This window comes from Paenibacillus sedimenti, assembly GCF_014534655.1.
Classification (GTDB): Bacteria; Bacillota; Bacilli; order Paenibacillales; family NBRC-103111; genus Paenibacillus_E; species Paenibacillus_E sedimenti.
Map to the genome: position 1 here is coordinate 148,955 of NZ_JACVVD010000001.1, position 20,125 is coordinate 169,079.

The 20,125-nt window shown below is 47.7% G+C and carries 12 protein-coding genes; 8 read left to right on the forward strand and 4 right to left on the reverse strand.

What is annotated here, in order from left to right:
* Positions 1-149: 149 nt before the first annotated feature.
* On the reverse strand, positions 150-2,558 hold the full coding sequence (locus ICC18_RS00530; protein WP_223192229.1) for a helix-turn-helix domain-containing protein: 2,409 nt from the start codon (positions 2,556-2,558) through the stop codon (positions 150-152).
* A 330-nt stretch (positions 2,559-2,888) separates the two neighbouring features.
* On the opposite strand from ICC18_RS00530, the gene ICC18_RS00535 reads away from it, so the two are divergent.
* The 8 genes from ICC18_RS00535 (at position 2,889) to ICC18_RS00570 (ending at position 14,046) form a co-directional block, all read left to right on the forward strand.
* Entirely contained in the window at positions 2,889-4,673 is a 1,785-nt protein-coding gene (locus ICC18_RS00535) for a cache domain-containing sensor histidine kinase (protein WP_188172435.1), read from the forward strand.
* The gene (locus ICC18_RS00540) at positions 4,651-6,270 is read left to right on the forward strand and encodes a response regulator transcription factor (RefSeq protein WP_188172436.1); all 1,620 of its coding nucleotides are present in this window, start codon (positions 4,651-4,653) and stop codon (positions 6,268-6,270) included. The genes ICC18_RS00535 and ICC18_RS00540 overlap by 23 nt, the downstream gene beginning before the upstream one ends.
* A gap of 109 nt (positions 6,271-6,379) precedes the next feature.
* Positions 6,380-7,717, forward strand: a complete 1,338-nt coding sequence (locus ICC18_RS00545; RefSeq protein ID WP_188172437.1) for an ABC transporter substrate-binding protein — start codon at positions 6,380-6,382, stop codon at positions 7,715-7,717.
* Between the two features lie 95 nt (positions 7,718-7,812).
* Complete coding sequence (locus tag ICC18_RS00550; protein ID WP_188172438.1) at positions 7,813-8,718, forward strand: carbohydrate ABC transporter permease; 906 nt, start codon at positions 7,813-7,815, stop codon at positions 8,716-8,718.
* Between the two features lie 17 nt (positions 8,719-8,735).
* Positions 8,736-9,581, forward strand: a complete 846-nt coding sequence (locus ICC18_RS00555) for a carbohydrate ABC transporter permease (RefSeq protein ID WP_188172439.1) — start codon at positions 8,736-8,738, stop codon at positions 9,579-9,581.
* Positions 9,582-9,590: 9 nt separating this feature from the next.
* The gene (locus ICC18_RS00560; protein WP_188172440.1) at positions 9,591-10,763 is read left to right on the forward strand and encodes a glycoside hydrolase family 36 protein; all 1,173 of its coding nucleotides are present in this window, start codon (positions 9,591-9,593) and stop codon (positions 10,761-10,763) included.
* A 431-nt stretch (positions 10,764-11,194) separates the two neighbouring features.
* Positions 11,195-12,697, forward strand: a complete 1,503-nt coding sequence (locus ICC18_RS00565; RefSeq protein ID WP_188172441.1) for a malate:quinone oxidoreductase — start codon at positions 11,195-11,197, stop codon at positions 12,695-12,697.
* A gap of 221 nt (positions 12,698-12,918) precedes the next feature.
* Positions 12,919-14,046, forward strand: a complete 1,128-nt coding sequence (locus tag ICC18_RS00570) for a low temperature requirement protein A (RefSeq protein WP_188173172.1) — start codon at positions 12,919-12,921, stop codon at positions 14,044-14,046.
* Between the two features lie 217 nt (positions 14,047-14,263).
* On the opposite strand, the gene ICC18_RS00575 is transcribed toward ICC18_RS00570, so the two are convergent.
* The 3 genes from ICC18_RS00575 to ICC18_RS00585 are packed head-to-tail and all read right to left on the reverse strand — an operon-like array spanning position 14,264 to position 20,101.
* Complete coding sequence (locus ICC18_RS00575) at positions 14,264-16,339, reverse strand: glycoside hydrolase family 65 protein (protein ID WP_223192230.1); 2,076 nt, start codon at positions 16,337-16,339, stop codon at positions 14,264-14,266.
* A 48-nt stretch (positions 16,340-16,387) separates the two neighbouring features.
* The gene (locus ICC18_RS00580) at positions 16,388-19,066 is read right to left on the reverse strand and encodes an alpha-L-rhamnosidase (protein WP_188172443.1); all 2,679 of its coding nucleotides are present in this window, start codon (positions 19,064-19,066) and stop codon (positions 16,388-16,390) included.
* Positions 19,067-19,084: 18 nt separating this feature from the next.
* Positions 19,085-20,101 (reverse strand): glycoside hydrolase family protein, encoded by a 1,017-nt coding sequence (locus ICC18_RS00585; RefSeq protein WP_188172444.1) that lies wholly within the window; start codon positions 20,099-20,101, stop codon positions 19,085-19,087.
* Between the last annotated feature and the right edge of the window lie 24 nt (positions 20,102-20,125).

Here is a 20,125-nt window from a genome sequence, read left to right on the forward strand (position 1 = left end):
TTTTTGAAAACGCTTAACATCGGCATTTGAAAGCAATTGCAGACGAGTCTTACAGGTGGGATTTCAAAAAATGTATATCTTCAAAAAATGCGTCTTTACTAAAAAAGACGGCTACCACGCTGGCTGGCGACGGGTAGCTTCCTTGCATTTCATTTGTTGGAATCGCGGTATTGGCCCGGAGTAATACCGACCATTTTTTTGAAGGATCGAATAAAGCTCGACGGATTCGAATAGCCGACTTGCTGCGCGATCAATTCGAGCGTTTCATTTGTGTTTCGCAGCAAAACGATCGATTTTTGAATACGATGCTGATCGATATATTCCTTGAAATTTTGTCCCATCGTTTTCTTGAAGTGATAGCTGAAGCCCGAAATCGACATGCTGAAATGGTCGGCAATGAGCTGCAGCGAGAATTCAGGATGCATGCCTTTTCCTTCAATGAACGCAAGGATATCATTCTGTGATGCCGTCCGGGAAGGCGGTTGCGAGTCGCGGATGAGATCGCAAAGCTTGCTGCAGCTTTCTCGCATAATATCGATCATCTGCTCGATTGTGTATCGGTGGAGGGAAGAGACACTGGTCAATTGCAGCAAGCTTTGGCCGCCCTGCCGGAAACGCTGCAATCCGTTGAATATGACAATGACCGTGTTCAAATAAACGACTCTGACCATATGCGGCGGCGTACCGTCGTGCCCGATATAAGCGATGATGCGCTCCATGACCAATTCGATTGCGGAGACGTCGTTTTTTAATATGAACAGCTCAAGCGATTGCAGTTGTTCCGCAAAATAGGAAACTGCGCTGGTTTGCTGAACTTCGATTTCGTCGAAAACTAGAACCGAGTATTGATTCCGGACCCGTAGATGTTCAGCCGCGCGAATAGCCTGCAAATAAGACAGGTGAGCCCCTTCCGGGGATTGTCCCGGTGTTCCAATTCCGATCAGCGTATGTATTCTGGTTCGTTCGAGCAGCTCCTGCTGAAGACCGCAGAGATACGCCTTCAATTGAAAGTAAGAGTCGTGGGAACAAACAAAGACGATCTCTTGATTATAAATGCTGTTGAAGAAGTACCCTTGAAGCCCTTCAGGCAGTCTGTTTTCCACCATCCGGCAATATTCCGCTGCCGCTTGGATGCCGCCTTCTCTTGTTTCGCAAGAAAGGACAGCAACCGAAATATGAGAATAGTTGAAGCAGACTCCGTACGGATCTGCCTCCTTTTGAAACGCGTCCCATGACGGGTAACGGTCGCATATTAGCTCGAACAACAGATTATCGCGCATGACCGGCAGCGTGCTTTTCACCCTTTCGTCCAGCCTGCTGTTGTCGGAGGAAAGTTGATCCAGCGCGTACCGTATCGTATCGATTTCGTTCATTGTTCTCGGTTCCCTTGGCGTAAACAGGTTTTTTGCGAGATGGACCAAACCTTTGATCGGATGATAATTTTTACGGATGGATACATAGATGACGATTACTTCGAGTAATAAAATCAGAATAAAAAGAACGACGGTATTGCGTTGGATAATTCGGATATCTTGCAGCGTTTCAGAGACTGGCATCAAATTGACATATTTCCAGCCGTTTTTATCCGATATTCCGTGTGAAACGATAAAAGATTTGCCGTTGATCCGATAAATACCCGATCCTGAACGGCCCTCGCCAAAGCCGGAAACCAGCTCTTTGAATTCGCTCGAATTGGAGTAAGAGGTCTCGTTTGAAGCGGCCAACCGGTTTCCCTTTTGATTAAAAATAAAGAAGTCCCCGTTATAGGCTTCGGAAACCGACTTCATCAGGCGGATAATGGTTTCCTCTCTCACCATGATAAGTACCGTCGCAGGCGAGTTGAGGCCGCCTAACGGCAGCGGTGATAGAAACGTCAGCATCCGCATCCGGTTATTTCCGGGTACGATGACGCTTTCCGCAGGCCGGACAGCGGGTGAAGTCAGGCTGTTCAATTCCTCGAACATCGCTTTATGCGGCCAGTTCTCGTAATAATATCCGACGCCCGGACTTTCAAAATCGTGAATCGTGTATGCGATTCCTGTTTTGGCAAACAAAAAGCCGATATTTTTGACATATAAAAAGGTATTGTCGATGAATGCATCCGTCGCATTGTATTTCCGCATTTCATTCGCAATGACGATTCTTTGATAATCGTCGTCCCCAGCCAAGTACAACTTGAGCTCCCGGTTGTTCACCAGCTCAGACGGAAGATTGTACACGTAACGGGTGAAAATATCCATCGAGTTCATAACCTGTTCGGTGACATGAGCGTTCCAGTCCATTTCCTTTTGCTTCACAACTTCCGTCGAATACGGGTAATAGTAAAATAGAATAACCATCATTGGAAATAGCAGTACCAAAATATAGGAAATCAACAATTTGGCCAACAGGTTGAACCTATTTTTTTTCACATAAGAAAGTAAAAGTTTTCGTTTCCCGAAAACGGCTTTCTTATTGGCGATAAAATCTAATATAGGGATCTTTGGTCGGAGACCAAAGTCTCTCCTTGTTAAACGCGGTCGCTCATCATTGAATGGCCTCGATAGAGGTTTTTTCATAAGTGTCCCCCTTTCTGAAATACGCCTCAATATGAAACGTTTAAAGTAAGCGGTTACATTATTTCATTAAACCAATGTTGATGAAATCACCGACCTCCCATAGGCTTTGATATCCTTTGTTTTGAATTATAAGGTTGCTGAATATTTTCCACAAGTCTCTGAATTTTATCGCATAGGCTGCGTAGGTGGTGTATTTTATACTGAAAATGTATACATACAACTTTTCCGAAATGTGATGACCCGGCATGAACTGCAGACGCTAGGCAGAGGATTTTGAGTTTGATAAAGAGAAATAAGTCTCCAAAGAATCGCGCAGAAGGTTGTGACCCGATGAAATTCAAACGGATTCGAATGAAAATATTGGTAGCTATGCTGCTCACAACGGGAATCCCGATCACGATTCTGGCGGGAATCATTCTGTATCAGGTGTCACAGACGATACTGGGCGATGCCGAACAGGCGCAGTCTCGTATTGCCCAGGAAATGAAAAGCCGGATCGAGGATTACAATCAGGACTTGTACGATACGGCTTACCGTGTTTATTACAATTTCGATCTGCTCGAAAGTTTGCGCCGCAATGCCGATTACCAGCCTGATAATAGCCGCAACTATGACGCATTACGGGATATGAGGGATTTATTTTGGGGGATGTATTACAATTCCAAACTTAAAGATATTCTGGGCATTTATTTGATCAATTCCAAGGGAGAACCGGCCGGAAGCTTCTTTTCTTACGTCCCCGTTACTTATTCGGGGTTGGACCCAAACTATCTGCACGGCCTTTTGGATACAGTGGAGCAAAACGGAGGGCAGGGGCCGCTGCTGGAGTATCGTCGGCAAAGCTTTTATGACCAACCGATATATCAATATATTCTTCCGTTACATTACCGCGGAGAGCAGGTCGGACTCCTCGTCATTGATGTGCCGGGCACATCATTACAGCAATTGATTGAAAAGTACAACACGTACTACAAAGGGCAGGTCGTACTTGCCAACGCCTCGGACCGCATTGTATATCATACCGATCTCCAGCAGATTTCCGGTGAAATGGACATGAAAAATGTTGCGCCGCACAGTATGCTGGTTACCACAAACCTGGATAAAAACGGATGGAAACTGTTTTATGTATATATGGTGAACCCGAGCTTGCTTTTATTTCGAAATATGGCGATTGCCGTGATCGTGCTGGCTGTTGTACTTATGATCGGTTTTTCGCTTACGCTCAGCTTCGGCATTACAAAGCCGATTATTTTGCTTCACCGTAATATGGCCCGTATTCAGCTCGGGGATTTCACGGCGCGGACGGAGGTCAAGTCCCAAGATGAAATCGGTTTTCTCGGAAACCAATTCAACCGGATGGCCGAACAAATCGAACATTTGATCGATCATGATTTAAAGCTTCAGTTGGTGAACAAAGAGGTGCAGATTAAGGCGCTGCAGGCGCAAATATCGCCGCATTTTCTGCATAATACGTTGCAAACGATGTCCAACATCGCCATGATTCAGAATGCGCCGGATGTCAAGATCATCTGCCAGTGCCTGAGCAATATGTACCGCTACAATATGAATATTGAGGAAGAATGGGTACTGTTGAAGGATGAAATCCGGCATATTCGCAACTATTTATATATTATCAACAAGCGTTACCCGGAACTTTTGCGCATTCACATTCGGGTGGATGAGACGCTGCAGCGGATGCAGGTTCCAAAGCTGTTTCTCCAGCCTATTATCGAAAATGCGATTGATCACGGATTAATTCCATCCCGTAAATCTAAGAAACTGCTAAAAGTTTTTGTAAGACAAGAACACAATGGGCAGAAGCTGCGCATTTATGTCGTGGATAACGGAGCGGGTATGACGGATGCGGTCAGAAATCGCCTGGAAGCCAAGTTAGAGGGGCATGAATGGACAGCCAAGCGGAAACAGGAGGCGAACCAATCGATTGGTTTGCACAACGTGCAATCCCGAATCAGGCTGCTGTGCGGCAAAGAGTATGGCATGCGATTGTTAAGCAGGGCGCAGAAGGGAACGATGGTTGTGATCGAACTTCCTGTTAATAGCGAAGCAGCTAATGCGAGGGGGGAGATATCAGATGAAAATATTAATCGTAGATGACGAGGAAGCGATCCACGAGCAGTTGAAAGCTTGCATTCCGACATTGGAATTGGGCTGGGAAATCGTTGGGGATGCCTACCATGGCGAGGAAGCATGCCGCATGGTGGAACAGTTCAGGCCGGATATTGTTATAACCGACATTAAGATGCCTTTACTCGACGGACTCAGTTTTATGGAGTGGATGAAGAGCAGCGAGTTCAATGGCAAAGTCATTGTCCTCAGCGGTTACGGGGACTTCCAATATTCCCGTCCGGCTTTTTTACTCCATGCGTTTGATTACTTGTTGAAGCCTCTGCAAGAAGTCGAGCTTGTTCGAACGTTGACCAAAGCGGTGGAACAGCTCGCCGTCGACTCCAACCGCAAAATTGAGCAAATTAGCGAGAAGGCAGTTTTAAATCAAGGCATTGTGCTTATGCAGGACGAGCTCATGAGCCAAATCGCGGCGGGACGCATTAAAGAGGAAATCGATATATTCGTCAGGGCTGAGCAATTGTTTCTGGAATTGCCCCAGTCTAAGTACCACACGATCGTTATACATTTGATCGACCTCGATGAGCACATCCAAGACCGGTACAGAGGGGACCGCTCGATTTTTAACTTTGCCGTGCGTAACATCTTGGAGGAGAGTCTGCTGGGACAGGGCGGAACCGTGTTCCGCAACCTGAACAAATCCAATGAGTTCGTAGCCGTCTGTGAAGTGAAAGGGGCGATCTACGATGTAATGAAGTGGGCCAGAAGCATCCACTTATCATTAACCACCTGTCTGCGCGTCAAGGTGCTCATCGGGATCAGCTCGGTGAAGCAGCGAATTGATGCTCTGGCTGCGGCCTATTACGAAGGCGTACAAGCGCTGGAAAGGATCCGGTTCGGCGCAAAGGAGACAATCGTCCGGTACGGAGAGGAACCGCACCAAGAGCATGTCGCCGCTAAGCAAAAGGAGTGGATCGAGCTGCAAGGACTGCTTGAGTGTCTGCTGGAGACTGGAACGCTCGACAATGAGACGGCCTTGCTTGGCAAGCTCGAAGAGGCGCTTCATCAGCAGTCGATGGCAAATATGAGCTTTCAGGATTTTAAACATGCCGTGACGCATTTGATTGATAAAATCGAGCAGTCTTCGCATCGTTCCGAGCAAATCCCTCTTTGGCTGCAGGAAACGAGGGCGGGCGTTAATGAATTGAAAGTAAAACATGTGCATAGGCTGCTTCGCAAGATGATGGACCAGCTGCTCAAAAACGTGACCAATAGTCACAAAACGCGAAGCGGCAAGCAGCTCATTTACAGCATCAAGCAGTATGTGGCGGAGAACTATCAAACCGTTAATCTGGAAAGTATATCGCAACGGTTTTATTTAAATAAAAATTACTTCTGCTCTTTGTTCAAAAGCGTAACCGGAGAAAACTTCTCCGAGTACTTGACGAAGGTACGGATGGAGCATGCTAAGCAGCTGCTGGCGGGCAGCGGGCTGACAGCCTATGAAATTGCCGAAAGGGTCGGCTATCAGGATCAGCGTTATTTCAGCAAAGTGTTCCGGAAATCGACCGGTCTGCTGCCAAAACAGTACCGCGCAGCATCAAGCTCCAACTTGAGACAAACCTGAATATTTTACACTTTGTTATGAGTTTTACCGCATGTTGCGAGTTGTCGTCCCTTTGTACAATGAGGATGTAAGCAACCAACAAACATGATAAAGGAAGGGACCTGGACGTATGGCAAACAAAAAGATGATTCCGGCAGTTTTGTCAGGTATCGTAGCTCTCTCGGTGTTAGCAGGCTGCGCCAAGTCAGATAATACGGCGGCAAATGGGGGAAGCAGTACGGAAGCTCCAAAGAAGCAAGAGGCGGCAGTAGCCAAGCAAGAACCGGTCACACTCGATTACTGGGCGGCATGGTCGCCGAATTCGGATGAAGAGACGAAGACGAAGGCGCAAATCAAGAAATTTGAAGAGACCCATCCGAACATTAAAATCAAAGTGCAGTTAATTACGTTCGATGTGCTGCATGACAAACTGATTGCTGCAATTAATGCAGGCAACGCGCCCGATCTGAGCTGGGGACTCAGCGAATGGTTCGGCGAGTTTACAAAGATGGATGCCCTCCAGGATCTGACTGCATCCTTCAACGCTTGGAGCGATAAAGACAAAGTATATCCGAACGTGATGGCTTCATTAACGACTGACGGTAAAGTGCTTGCGCTTCCGCAATATCTCGGTATCCGGGCGCTGCTCTATCACGAGAACATGCTGAAAAAAGCGGGCTTTAGTGCACCGCCTAAAACTTGGGACGAATTGCTGGCAATGGCAGATAAAGTGAAACAAGCAAACGGCAAGGAAGCATTCGGTATCGCCGCTGCGGGAGTCCGCTCCCCGCAAGAGCTGCTTTCCCTGTTTGCACAGAATGATGTGGTCATCGCGAAGAAAATGGATGACGGCAAGTTCAAGAACACTTGGAAAGACAACGCCGACGAACTAAAACGTGCCGCAGAAGTGTACCGGTTCTATGGAGACTTGCTAGCCAAGGGCGCAATCAAGCCGGAAGCAAAAACTTGGGGCTGGCAGGAAGAAGATACGAACTTCGCTCAAGGTCAATATGCGATGGTCGTTAACGGGCCTTGGATTGAAGGACGCTCCAAGGAAAATCCGGAGGAAATGAAAGACGTGAAAGTTGCTGCTCCGCCATTTAATAAGAAAGCGGCTACATTCCTGGAAGTCAGTCCGCTATATTTATATAAAAGCTCCAAGCATCCGAAAGAAGCATTTGAATTTGCCACTTATATTCTTGGCAAGGAATGGCAGTCCAGCATTCGACCAACCAACTCGCCCCGTTCTGACGTTGTCAGCGACAGCCCATGGGGCAAAGGCTTTACCGATCTTGCTCCTACGGGTGTTGTGTTCCCAAGCGTATCGCTTGGCGGCATTACCAAAGATATGGAAGATTCCATCGCTCGTGCGCTGATCAAGAAAGAAGCTCCTGAAGACGTGGCCAAATGGTTGTCCGATGCGATCAATAATGATTTGAAAAAATCCGGCGAACTAAGCTCGAAGTAACAACATTCCGAAGAAGCAGAGATTAGAGAAGAACATACCGAGCAGGCATACCCTGACTATGCCTGCTTTACTTTTCCCAAAAATGGTGATAAGCGATGGAGACAAAACCCTATTTCGGGCGTGAACGCAGAACACGGCTGTTAGCCAACTTGTTCGTCCTGCCTGCACTTTTTTTCTTTTTACTGCTCATTGCGTACCCATTGATCACAGTCATTTGGGACAGCTTTCAATTCAAAAATATAGTCAACAAAGCAGCCGCTGCATTTGCCGGGTGGGAAAATTACAAAGCCGTTATCCGGCATGAGAACTTTTGGAGCTCGCTTCAGCATACCGTGGTATGGACGGTTCTGTCGGTACTGGGAGAGTATTTGCTAGGTATTATTTCTGCAGTAGCGCTGAATCAGCCGCTGAAAGGCAGAGCTATTTTCCGGGGAATCATCATCATTCCGTGGGTGGTGCCAATCGTCGTAGCAGGGTTGACCTGGCAATGGATGCTGGCCCCCGATTTCGGTATTATCAATCTTTGGCTGGTAAAGCTGGGGCTGATCGACAAGCCTTACTATTGGCTCGGCGAAGTCCAAACTGCGCTTCTGACCGTGACCTTCGTTAATATTTGGAGAAGTTTTCCGTTTTATACAATTAGCCTTTTGGCTGGGCTGCAATCCGTTTCCAAAGATATGATCGAGGCTGCCGCGATCGATGGAGCGGGTGTTACCATACGTTTTTTCAAAATTGTACTGCCTCAGCTCAGATCCGTCTCCATGGTACTCGTGTTCGTGCATATCATCTGGACGGCAATCAACTTTGATTTCATTTGGGTCATGACCGAAGGGGGCCCGTTCAATTCGACGGAAACGCTGCCGGTTATGATTTACCGTTATGCGATGAAGGAATATGACGTAGGCTCGGCGTCGGCGCTTGCCTCTATGATGCTCGGCTTCATGATGGTCGCATTCCTGTTGTTTTACCTTCGTTCCGCCAAGAAAAACAGAGACGTCTGATAGGAGGAGAGCTTGCCATGCTGATGAGCAAAAAACAAAAGTTTTGGCTTCAAGCGTTGACCTATGCCGTGTTGGTCGTGCTCGCCGCATATTGCCTGTTTCCGTTTCTTTGGATGACGGATACGGCCTTGAAGCCGATGAATGAAGTGCGGACGAGTCATCCGACTTTTTACATCAACGATGTGACGTTCGGCAATTTCTCCCGTGTTTTGCTGGAGTCCCAATTCGTCACTTTTTTCGGGAACAGCATGTACGTTGCGATAACGACGACAATTTTATCCCTCTTTATTTCCATTTTTGCCGGCTACGCGCTTAGCAGATTCAGCTCGTACCGCGGTGTTAAGGCCGTCAGCGTAACGATGCTGTTATCCCAAATGGTTCCGGGCGTACTGCTGCTCATTCCCTTGTATTTGCTTATGAAAAACTACCATCTGCTGGATACGTACTACTCCATGATCTTGGCGTATACGACATTTATGGTACCTCTTTGTACTTTTATGCTAAAAGGCTACTTCGATTCCATTCCTTACGAAATGGAGGAATCGGCGGAGATCGACGGCTGCTCTCGCGTGGGTATCATTTTCCGTATTATATTGCCAGTATCAATACCCAGTTTGATCGCAACGGCTCTGTTCGCTTTCGTCAATGCTTGGAATGAATTCATGTTCGGTTTTGTGTTCATTAACGATGAAGCGCATCGGACGCTGACGCCCGGGATTACGCTCTTCAAAGGGCTTTACATGACAGATTGGGGCAGTATTATGGCAGCGTCCGTATTGTCCGTGATTCCCGTCGTTATCCTGTTTGTATTTATGCAGCGATTCCTGATTGACGGTATGACGGCCGGCGCGGTGAAAGGATAAGGGAAATCGATGGCGCAATGGATTGAAATTGAGGAAAACGGACTGTACTTGACGATTGAAGTATCGGATGAGCAAGATGTCAGGCTGCTTCATTTTGGCGTTAGCCCTCATTCAGCGGAGTTGGCGGGCTGGGATGAGAAGATAAAAAGGATGTTCCGGTTAAGCGAGGTCCATATTTCCGGCGGGAATCAAATTCCAGGTTTATGGCTTGAGTTGGAAGTGATGGGGATTCATTGCAAGCTTGCCGATAAGCTGCCTGACGAATGGTTTTTTATGCGTCATGGCAGAAGAGTGATCGATCACTCGCGTTATCAGCTTGATTTCCGCAATCCGCAGGTAGCGGCCTATGCAGACACTATCATGGATCGCCTCGTTCAAACTTACGGTGTCGGCTATATCAAAATGGATTACAACATTAACGCAGGTGTTGGTACAGAAACAGGCGCAGACAGTTTTGGAGACGGGCTGCTGGAACATAATCGGGCCTATCTCGCCTGGCTCGACCGCATCTTCGAGCGTTATCCGGAGCTCGTGATCGAGAACTGCGGCAGCGGCGGCATGCGCCTGGATTATGCGGTGCTCAGCCGGTACAGCATTCAGTCGAGCAGCGATCAGACCGACTACCGCAAGAATGGTATCATTGCGGCTGCCTCCGCATCCCTGGTGACACCGGAGCAATGCGCGGTATGGTCGTATCCGCTGCGCGAGGGCGATGTCGAGGAAGTCGTGTTCAACATGGTGAACAGTCTGCTGCTGCGTGTCAACCAAAGCGGTCATCTTGCAGAAATCAGCGCTCCTCGGCTTGCTCTGGTCAAAGAAGCGATCGCCTATTACAAGACGATCCGGCATTACATCCCGCAATCTCTCCCGATATGGCCATTGGGATTGCCAAGGTTCGCTCACTCTTGGATGAGCTACGGGCTCTGCAACAAAGAGGTCGTACTCCTCGCGGTCTGGCGTTTAGACAGCGAGGAGGATACAATTACACTCCCGATTGAAGCCCTCGCAGGGAGTGAGGCGGATGTACGGTTAGCCTACCCGTCAGGTGGAAGTATAGAATGCACGTGGTATCCTGTTACTGGCAGCCTGAGTGTTAAGCTACCTGAGCGTTATACAGCGAGAATATTTGAGATTCGTTTTTCTCACGCAGGAGCCGGAACCCAATGTTTCCGTAGAGTTTGAAAATCGAAGCGAATGGACATCGTGAACTAGGCTGCAAGGATTGCAAAGGCTGCCGGTGATTCGCTCCCTCGTAAAATTAAAAGTGGTCTCGGAGAGGTTTCTCTTGAGACCACTTTATTATTTCCAAAGCAACTTGCCCAACTCAAAATTACAATACTATTTTATCCTCTTTTTAACCATTATAATCATACTACTGATGTAAGCCTCGGGAATGTTGACAGATCATGTAGAAATAGCATGGATTATAGCCTAAAACTATCATATAATAGTAAATAAATATTTTAATATAATAAATAATAGTGATACACTATGATCAGGGTATAATTGATCCAGAAAAGATGTGTGACTAGGTCGCACCCTGGCTTGCTATGGCGCCTAAGCAGGAGCGCCAGCATCCTTTCTGCAAATCTTAGGGTATAAGGACGGTTAAAATGAGCAACAGACAAACTAGAACAGACGTTATCTTAATTGGTGCCGGAATCATGAGTGCGACTTTGGGGTCACTGCTGAAAGAATTAGTACCGGACTGGGAAATTACAGTGTTTGAGAGGCGCGCAAACGCAGGAGAGGAAAGCTCTAACGAATGGAACAATGCGGGAACGGGGCATGCTTCACTGTGCGAGCTAAACTACACCGTCGAACAACCGGACGGATCCATAGATATTAGCAAAGCAATAAAAATTAATGAAGAGTATCAAGTTTCAAAGCAGTTTTGGTCTTATCTTGTAAACAGAAATCTGATACGCAATCCGCGGGACTTTATTGTGCCATTGCCTCATATGAGTTTTGTACAAGGGGAACAAGATGTAACGTTTTTAAAAAAACGTTTTGAAGCGCTGTCTAACAATCTCCTGTTTCAAGGGATGGAATTTTCCGATGATCCGGGAAAACTGATGGAATGGATTCCGCTTATTATGAAAGACCGGACATTGAATAAGCCTATTGCGGCAACAAGAATCGAATCTGGAACTGATGTCAACTTTGGCGCTTTAACGCGCATATTGTTTGACCACTTAAAGAGTAAAAACGTTGACATAAAATTCAAACATAATGTTGATGATATTAAACGTACGAGCGACGGCTCGTGGGAGTTGAAAGTGCGGAGTGTCGATAACAGCGCCGTCGAACGCCATACTGCAAAATTCGTCTTTATCGGCGGCGGGGGAGGAAGCCTGCATTTGCTACAAAAATCCGGCATTCCTGAAGGGAAAGGTATTGGAGGATTCCCGGTAAGCGGCCTATTTATGGTGTGTCAGAAACCGGATATTGTAACGCAGCATCATGCAAAAGTATACGGCCAAGCTCCTGTTGGAGCTCCTCCAATGTCTGTTCCACATCTTGACACAAGATTTATCGATAAGAAAGAATCGTTGTTCTTTGGACCGTTTGCCGGCTTCTCACCAAAGTTTTTAAAATTCGGTTCAATGTTTGATTTGTTAACTTCCGTAAAAACGGATAATCTCGTAACGATGTCGGCGGCAGGCGTAAAAAACGTTTCATTGACAAAATATCTGATCAAGCAAGTTATGTTATCGAAAGAAGAGCGCATGGAAGCTTTACGGGATTTTGTCCCGAACGCCAAAAGCGAGGATTGGGATTTAGTGGTAGCGGGCCAGCGTGTGCAAATTATCAAAAATACGGCTGCCGGCAAAGGGACGCTTCAATTTGGTACTGAAGTTATTAGTGCCGCTGATGGCTCGATAGCTGCATTGCTCGGCGCTTCTCCAGGTGCTTCTACCGCCGTTTCCGTCATGCTTGAGTTAATGAAAAAATGCTTCCCGCAACATATAAAAGCGTGGGAACCGAAAATAAAAGAAATGATTCCTTCTTATGGCGTGTCCCTTTTGAAAAACCCGGAGCTTATCCACGAAATTCATACTTCAACAGCGCGGACGCTTAGCTTAGCAGGTAAAAAACAAGCAAGTCCGGCATAACTGAAAAGCCGTATGTTAAAGGAAGCATAATTTGCCGTTTAGCAAATTTATGCTTCCTTTAGTTTTTTCAAGTACCTTTTTGGTTTAGTCGACAGAAGTCAATTTTATGACTGTTGGCCAATTGTCACATCTACAAAAATGGGGTTTAATGGAAAGTAGGGAAATCTATTAGATTCCTATTGATCTATTAAATAATTTGAGTTATAGCAAAGGAGCAAATGATGAATCAACACATACCAGGATTTCAACATAACAAAGTTTTTGCTGAGAAGAAAGTTACCTGGCTTGAACTATTTTACGATCTACTTTTTGTAGCGGCAGTTTCAAAAGCGAGTCATGTTTTGTTACATGTCGAATCTGGTTTAATACCAGTAGAATACTTAATCAAGTTCGTCCTAATTTTTGTTCCGATCTGGTGGGCTTGGGTGGGGCAATCCCTCTTTGTAAATCGGTTTGGACAAGATATCTTATCACACCGAATTTTTCTGATTTTACAATTATTTTTTGTATTAATCATGACGGCCAGCCTATCGGTTAATTTTGACCAAAACTATGTTCCATTCTTAATAGGCTATGTTGGGTTAAGAGCGATGACAGCCATTCAATATCTTTCAGTACATAAAAAAGAAGAAGCATATAGCAAGATGACTGCCCGTTATTTAGGGAGTCGCTTTTGGATTGGACTGGTGATATCTTCTTTCTCACTTTTCTTTGACTCGTGGATTCGTTATGCAGTTTTATATGCTGGAATTGCTATAGACATTTTGCTCCCATTAATCGGTCGGCAATACTTGGTGAAAAGCCCTATAAATACTCATCATTTATTAGAACGCTTCTCGTTGTTTACACTCATTCTTCTTGGCGAATCGGTAATCAGTATACTAGCAGTATTGCAGTCTAGTTACTGGACGTGGCAATCTATCTTATTTGCCTCACTAACATTTTTATTAATTATTGCTATGTGGTGGCAATATTTTGACAATGTTGAAAAGAAAGTGAACAAGACCATAGAGACTGCCGGGCAAACGATCATTTATGGTCATTTATTCATTTATTTATCTCTGTGTATGATTGCAGCTTCGATCCAATTGTTATTTTTGAAGCAAGTACATTATACATTTATGTTAAACTTTATTTTTGGATCTGTGCTTCTCTATTTTTTTTCAACTTCGTTGGTCTTCCATAAATATAGACACGAAGATCAAAGACTGGGAATATATCATTTAGCATTATTGTTAGGGTTACTTGGCGTTTTTTTCACGGTGGATTTGTTTTTCCTTGTACCCAATTACTTGATCATTGGGGAAGTGATGGTGTTCTTTGTTGTATATGCTAAATTAACGAATTGAACTTTTAGTTATGAGAAAACCTCTATCGAGGCCATTCAATGATGAGCGACCGCGTTTAGAGGTAAGTTTTATCGCCAATAAGAAAGCTGTTTTCGGGAACCGAAAACTTATACTTTCTTATGTGGTCAAAAAGGCTGCCATTTGGCAGCCTTTGCTTTGCTACTGGATTATCTTGAAAAAACACATCATGTCCACATCGTTATACCCAGATGTTCAATCATAACATTTTTGCAAGGCCCTCATATCTTACATTCCATGAACCGTCTTGCGGAAATCCCGGTGCGTGAGCGTCCGGTCCGCCTTCCCAGCCGGCTGCCATCATCGCAACTGCGCTCAGGAGGCCACCGTTTCCTGGGAGGTATACCGTTAATGGCTTCCTCTGGTAGTTGTGCCCGTTAGGAAGATAGGTGTTAGTGATCTTATCCATTAAGAGCATGTCGATAGCCAGCTGACATTCGCCTAGCCTTGCCGCCGTCATCGCAACCATCGGATAGTCCCATCCCCAGGTCGCATCCCAGTCCCATACTTTCATCACTTCGTGCAGTGTGCGGCGCATCGTTTCACGATCGACCATGTCACCGGGAAGAATGCCGAGCGGAGCGAGCATGGTCGGATGATCTTTCGTGCCTGTCCCTGCGGTGAATGTATCGGGAGCTGTTTCTGCGGCTACATATAGACCGCCAATTTCAGGCAGTTTGGACAAATGCTTCAGCACATGATCCCATTTCTCCACCCTCGGGAGCCCGAGTCTTTCCCTCCATGCATTCGCCGCCGATAACCCGAACGCCCAGTAAGACAACTCGAAGGCAGGATTCATGGTCGTCGCATGATCGAATATTTCCTGAGCGGGAGCGACGGGCGGTCCGAGCACATACCGCTGCTGACCGTTATCCCATTCCGCAAAGGAAGCCATGAATGCCGCGCTTTCGAAGACGATCTCGGCGTACTTCTCCAAAGTGTCCCGATCACCCTTGATTTTATAAATCAGCTCGGCATAATAAATCGGATGCGGCTGCTGCCAGATGAGAAACGGCTCAATGTAACAAGGTCCGTTGACGCCGTCCGGAGCAACGCATTTTGGCCAGCGTGCGCCTTCATAGCCTTGTGAAGCGGCTAATGCCCGGGCTTTATCCAAGATGCCGCCGTACCATTCCAGACTGTTCGCAAGGAGGTCAACCCGATTCCAGAGCGCGAAATGGACGGAATGCCACCAGTGCATCTCCAGATGAAATTTGCCTGCCCAGCTGTTATGGGTCAAGCCGGATTCAGCGGGAGGCAAGTCGCCGGAAGATTGGATGGCCGTCACATACTGCGAAAGCACAATTCTTCGCTCCAGCTCGTGCGCCCGTTCATCCTTGCTGCCGATAAGTTCGATGGCGCCGCCTGAAGTCCAGAAGCTTCTCCAGTACCGCTCGGATGCGGCTAGCGTTGCTTCGAAAGTCGGCAACTCGCCTCCGTCATCCTCTGGCGCATAGCGGAACCGGAGCTCGAATTCATCACTGTCCGGGGAAGGGGTCAAAAGAAACAAATGTTTGTCGCGCTTGTCGCGTGCAAACGTGCTCGTACCGTTCGACCATGCGGCAGACATGTCATACGAGTCTTGATCCAATTTCCGGCGGATATGGACGGAACTGCCGCTGCAGCGAATGATTTCCGTTTCATGCCGATCAGGCTTTCCCCAATCGACGGCAGCGAACTTCCATGTGCCGTACGGGAAATGAAAGGCGAGCTGCAAGCGCCCCTGCCGGATCAATTCGGATTTAACGCGAACCGCGACCAAATCCTGACCCGGATGACAGCAGGTGGTGACGCTCGTTCTAGTTCCGCTGACAGAAAATCCGCTTTCAACTACGCCCGACCACAAATCGAGCATCTGCTCGATCTCATTCAAGTCGTCCGGGGACGCCTCTTCCCCGGACGGCAAAATCAGCCGGAATCGAACCATACCCAAATGCAGCTTATGTGGATTAAACTTCAGCCACTTGTATTCATCGGTCACTTGACCGGGCGGCATATACGGAAAACCGACGCTTCTGCCTCCGAATGTAGGGTAATAGGTAAGCGGGAACTTTTCCACCTGATATCCTTCCGGATTTGGTGAGGTATGCCACGCCCAGTTGGATAAGTTTCCCAGCGGTACGCCTCCGTCTGCATATAGCCCCGGAAACGTTTGTAATCCGGTAGCATCGACAGTAAAGGCGTAATTCCCGTTACCGACCGTCAGGGAAGAAAACTTGTCAAAGCCGGCAATGACTGGATTGTGGCGTTGGACTAATGCTTTTCGATCAATCATAGCAGCACCCCAAGTTTGTAATATTAAAGCCGATGAGCTCATCTATTTTCATACAGCGCTTTCAAAATGGTACTTGCCAGAACCTACGCGTACAACCATATGGCCGCTTTCGCGGCGGACGATTTCAACGGACTCGGTTTCCATAATCGAAGCCCCGTTTTCCAAGAGGGTATCCGTTGATAATGCAGGAACATAAATTTCCGCCATACAATTTGCCGGGATGTTCACGCCGAGCGTTAGCCGATTTAAACCGCTGCGTTTCCACGCGACACGAATGCGCCCGGCGGGCAAGCGATATTCAGCCGTGACTTCGTCCAAGCCTTCAGGCAGAACAGGTCGAATCGACAGTTTGTAACTTTCGAAATCGGGATCAAACCTGTAGCGAATACCTGCAAGGTCGGTATAGAACCATTCCTCAATGTGACCGAGCATGAAATGATTCTGCGATTTGCCTACAGTAGGTCCGTCCCACGCTTCCGTCAACGTCGTCGCGCCGTGAACGATTTGATATCCGTAGCTCGGGTGATCGGTTTTACGCGTCATTTCATAAATGATGTCCGAACGGCCGCTTTGAGCGAGCGCTAGCAGGACATAACGGTGGCCGACATCGCCTGCGGTCGTATGATAACCGCGCTGACGAATGTCATCTATAACGTGGGCAAGAACGGTTTCCGCGTAAGGCTTGTGGGCAAGGCCCAAAACTAGCGGCATGGCATTGGAGGTTTGACTGCCTGTCGCATATTGATACGTCTTGCGGTCGAAAAAAGCATCATTAAATGCTGTTTTAATCTTTTCACGAAGCTCCGCATATCGGATCGCATCCTCGTCGTATGCCAACAGACTTGCGATTTGTGCGAACACATCAACGATATGGTAAAACATGGCCGTTTCGGTGTGAGCAACCGGCGTATTTTGAACGAAACCCGGGGGATTATCTCCAACATCGTACCAATCTCCGAGACCGCTATGTACGATCAATCGATCGGAGCTTGCGGTTATATAATCGATATATGCCTTCATCCCCTCATAATGCTCGGCCAAAATCCGGCGATTGCCGTACATTTGCAGCAAATTCCAGCCTGTGAGCACGTAAGTTGCGCCCCATGATACGGAATCGCGGAAGCAGCGCCATTTGTCGGAGAATACGACATATTCGGGCGCCGTCGTCGGCACCATCCCGTCAGGCAGCTGCGCATCCCGGATGTCCTCCATCGTTTTCACAAAAAGACGCTCGACATCATAATTAAAAGCGACGGAAGGGCCCATCAAGTGGATTTGCTCGAGCCATCCCAGCTTTTCCCGATGCGGACAATCCGTGAATATGCTCTTCATGTTGCTGAGGATCGCCCTGTTAATGATCTCGTGCGTACGGTTCAGCATCGAATCCGAGCTTTCGAAGTTTCCGCAAACCTTCGTGTCCGGATAGATCATCTGGCCTTCCAGGCGGACAAGAACGGGAACGTCCTTATCGTTCGCCGCAAAAGCGTCGGGAACCGCGCCTTCGATTTGCACGTAACGAAAACCGTGATAGCTGAAACGCGGCGACCATACTTCCTCGTGGGCGCCTCCGCTAATGATGTAGGTAAACTTGTTAGGGGAACCGGTCCACTTTTGATTGGCGGTGCCGTTTTCCTTCAGCAGTTCGGCAGGGGTCAAAGTAATTTGCGCGCCTTGCGGGCCTTTTACGCTGATTTCAACCCAACCCGAAAAGTTTTGCCCGAAATCCGCCACGTACACCCCGGGAATCGGCTGAGATATATGCACAGGCTTGAACGTTTCCATCACCTTCAAAGGGGAAATTGCTTGTGCTTTCAGCTTTCCAGCTGGCCGGTCCACTTCGGCGGCGGGTTTCCACAATTCGCTTGAGGGCAGACCTGGCCGATCCCAGCCCGCTTGAAGGCGGCGAGCGTCATAATCTTCGCCTCCGTACATGCAGGAGAAAATGATCGGTCCGGAAGCGGAGCGCCAGTTCTTATCGCTTACAATGGTGACCGTCTTGCCGTCGTCATGCGTGATTTCCAGCTGGATCAGGCATCTGGGGGTGCCAAAAGAGCTTTTGAATTTACTGTAACGGCCGCCCGTCACGTTGAAAAATCCGTTCCCCAGCATAACGCCGATCGCATTGGCGCCTTCGTTCAGTTCGTCCGTCACGTCGTAAACGCAGTAGAGACACGTTTTATCATAGTTTGTCCAGCCCGGTTCAAGCACGCTGTCGCCGACTTTTTTCCCGTTTAACCGCAGCTCGTACTGTCCTAGACCGCATATGTAGGCTCTGGCTTTCGCCACAGGCTTGCCGAGGTTGAATTCATGTCTGAATAAGGGAAGGGCAGGGCGTTCAGCGTGCTCGCTTTCGGAATGTCCGATCCAGCTCGCCGACCAATCGTTCTCATGGACAAGACCCATTTCCCACCATGATACAGAGCTTTCGGTCATTCTGTCTTGCCGGTCCCAAATCTGTACCTTCCAATAATACCGGACCCGGGATTGAAGCGGGGCTCCTTCGTATAAGATGTGTACGTTTTTCCTACTTAAGCGTTGACCGCTGTCCCACACGTCGCCATGTTCAAGCCGCAAGTTAGCCTCGCTCTCAGAAACGATGATTCGGTATGCCGTCTGCATTTGCGAGCGTTCGGTCGCGTCTGAGAAACTCCAGCCGAATGCCGGCTGCAGGACATCAATCCCGAGGGGGCGGATACGGCTTTCCACAAACATTTCATCCACTTGCATCGGTTTCGCTCCCCTTTCTCACCGTGATGGAGAAAAAATCGGATGTGAAGTGGCGACGCTGATCGTTCGGAACTCTTTGCCGTAGTTTTTGGTCGGATCCCCTTCGCGATACGGCCGGCAAGAGCAATAGAAGTGATAAAGTACGCCCTGATGCGTAATGACGGACGGCTTATGGGCAAATATGGAGTCGATGTCGCCCTCGGCGCCTACGCGAATGATCGGATCCGGATATTTCTCCCAATGTAAAAGATCGCTGGAAAGCGCAATTCCTTCTTGCGCTTTTTTATAGTTATAACCGAAGTAATACATGACCCACCGGTCGCGGTCCCGGTCATACAGCACACACGGATCGCTGGCAAATCCGGAGTCCCAGCCTTCCGGCGTAACGGGCAGGACAGGATTGTTCTCATATCTGTACCATTGTTTTAAATCCGTGGAGAAGGCGACGCCCGTCTGTTCGATCCATCGTCCCTTATTTTTATTTTTGGCGTTGTAGAACAAATAAAACTTGCCTTCATGCTCAACGAGGCATTCTTTGTAGAGGCCTCCCTTTTCCCAATCAGCCCCTTCATCAGGGGTTAAGATCGGATCGGGACATCGGTGCCATTCGAGCAGCTGCTCATCTTTCGTCCAGGCGATTCCGATTTTGGCGGAGCCTTCTTCATAACCTTTTTCAGGATATGCGTGATACACCAGCCAATATTTGTCGTTCCATTTTTTCAATACAGGAGGGGCATCCAGTCGATTATCTTTTAAAATCCAGGTACCGGCAATATTGACCGAATCCCAGGCCGCGTTTTCATTTCGTTTGAGAATGACGCTCCGGTGCTCCCAGTTAATGAGGTCATGGCTTACAGCCAAAGCCGTTTGATAACCGGTACCGTCAAACCCCACATGCATCATATAAAACATGCCGTTATGTTGAAAAACGAACGGACAATCGACGGCGCGTTCATCAAAATTACCGGGCAACCCGGAACCGACAAGAACCGGACTTCCAAGTTTATATGGCGTGAGATAAGGCTGAATATTCAACTTGACACGCTCCTCGTCATAACT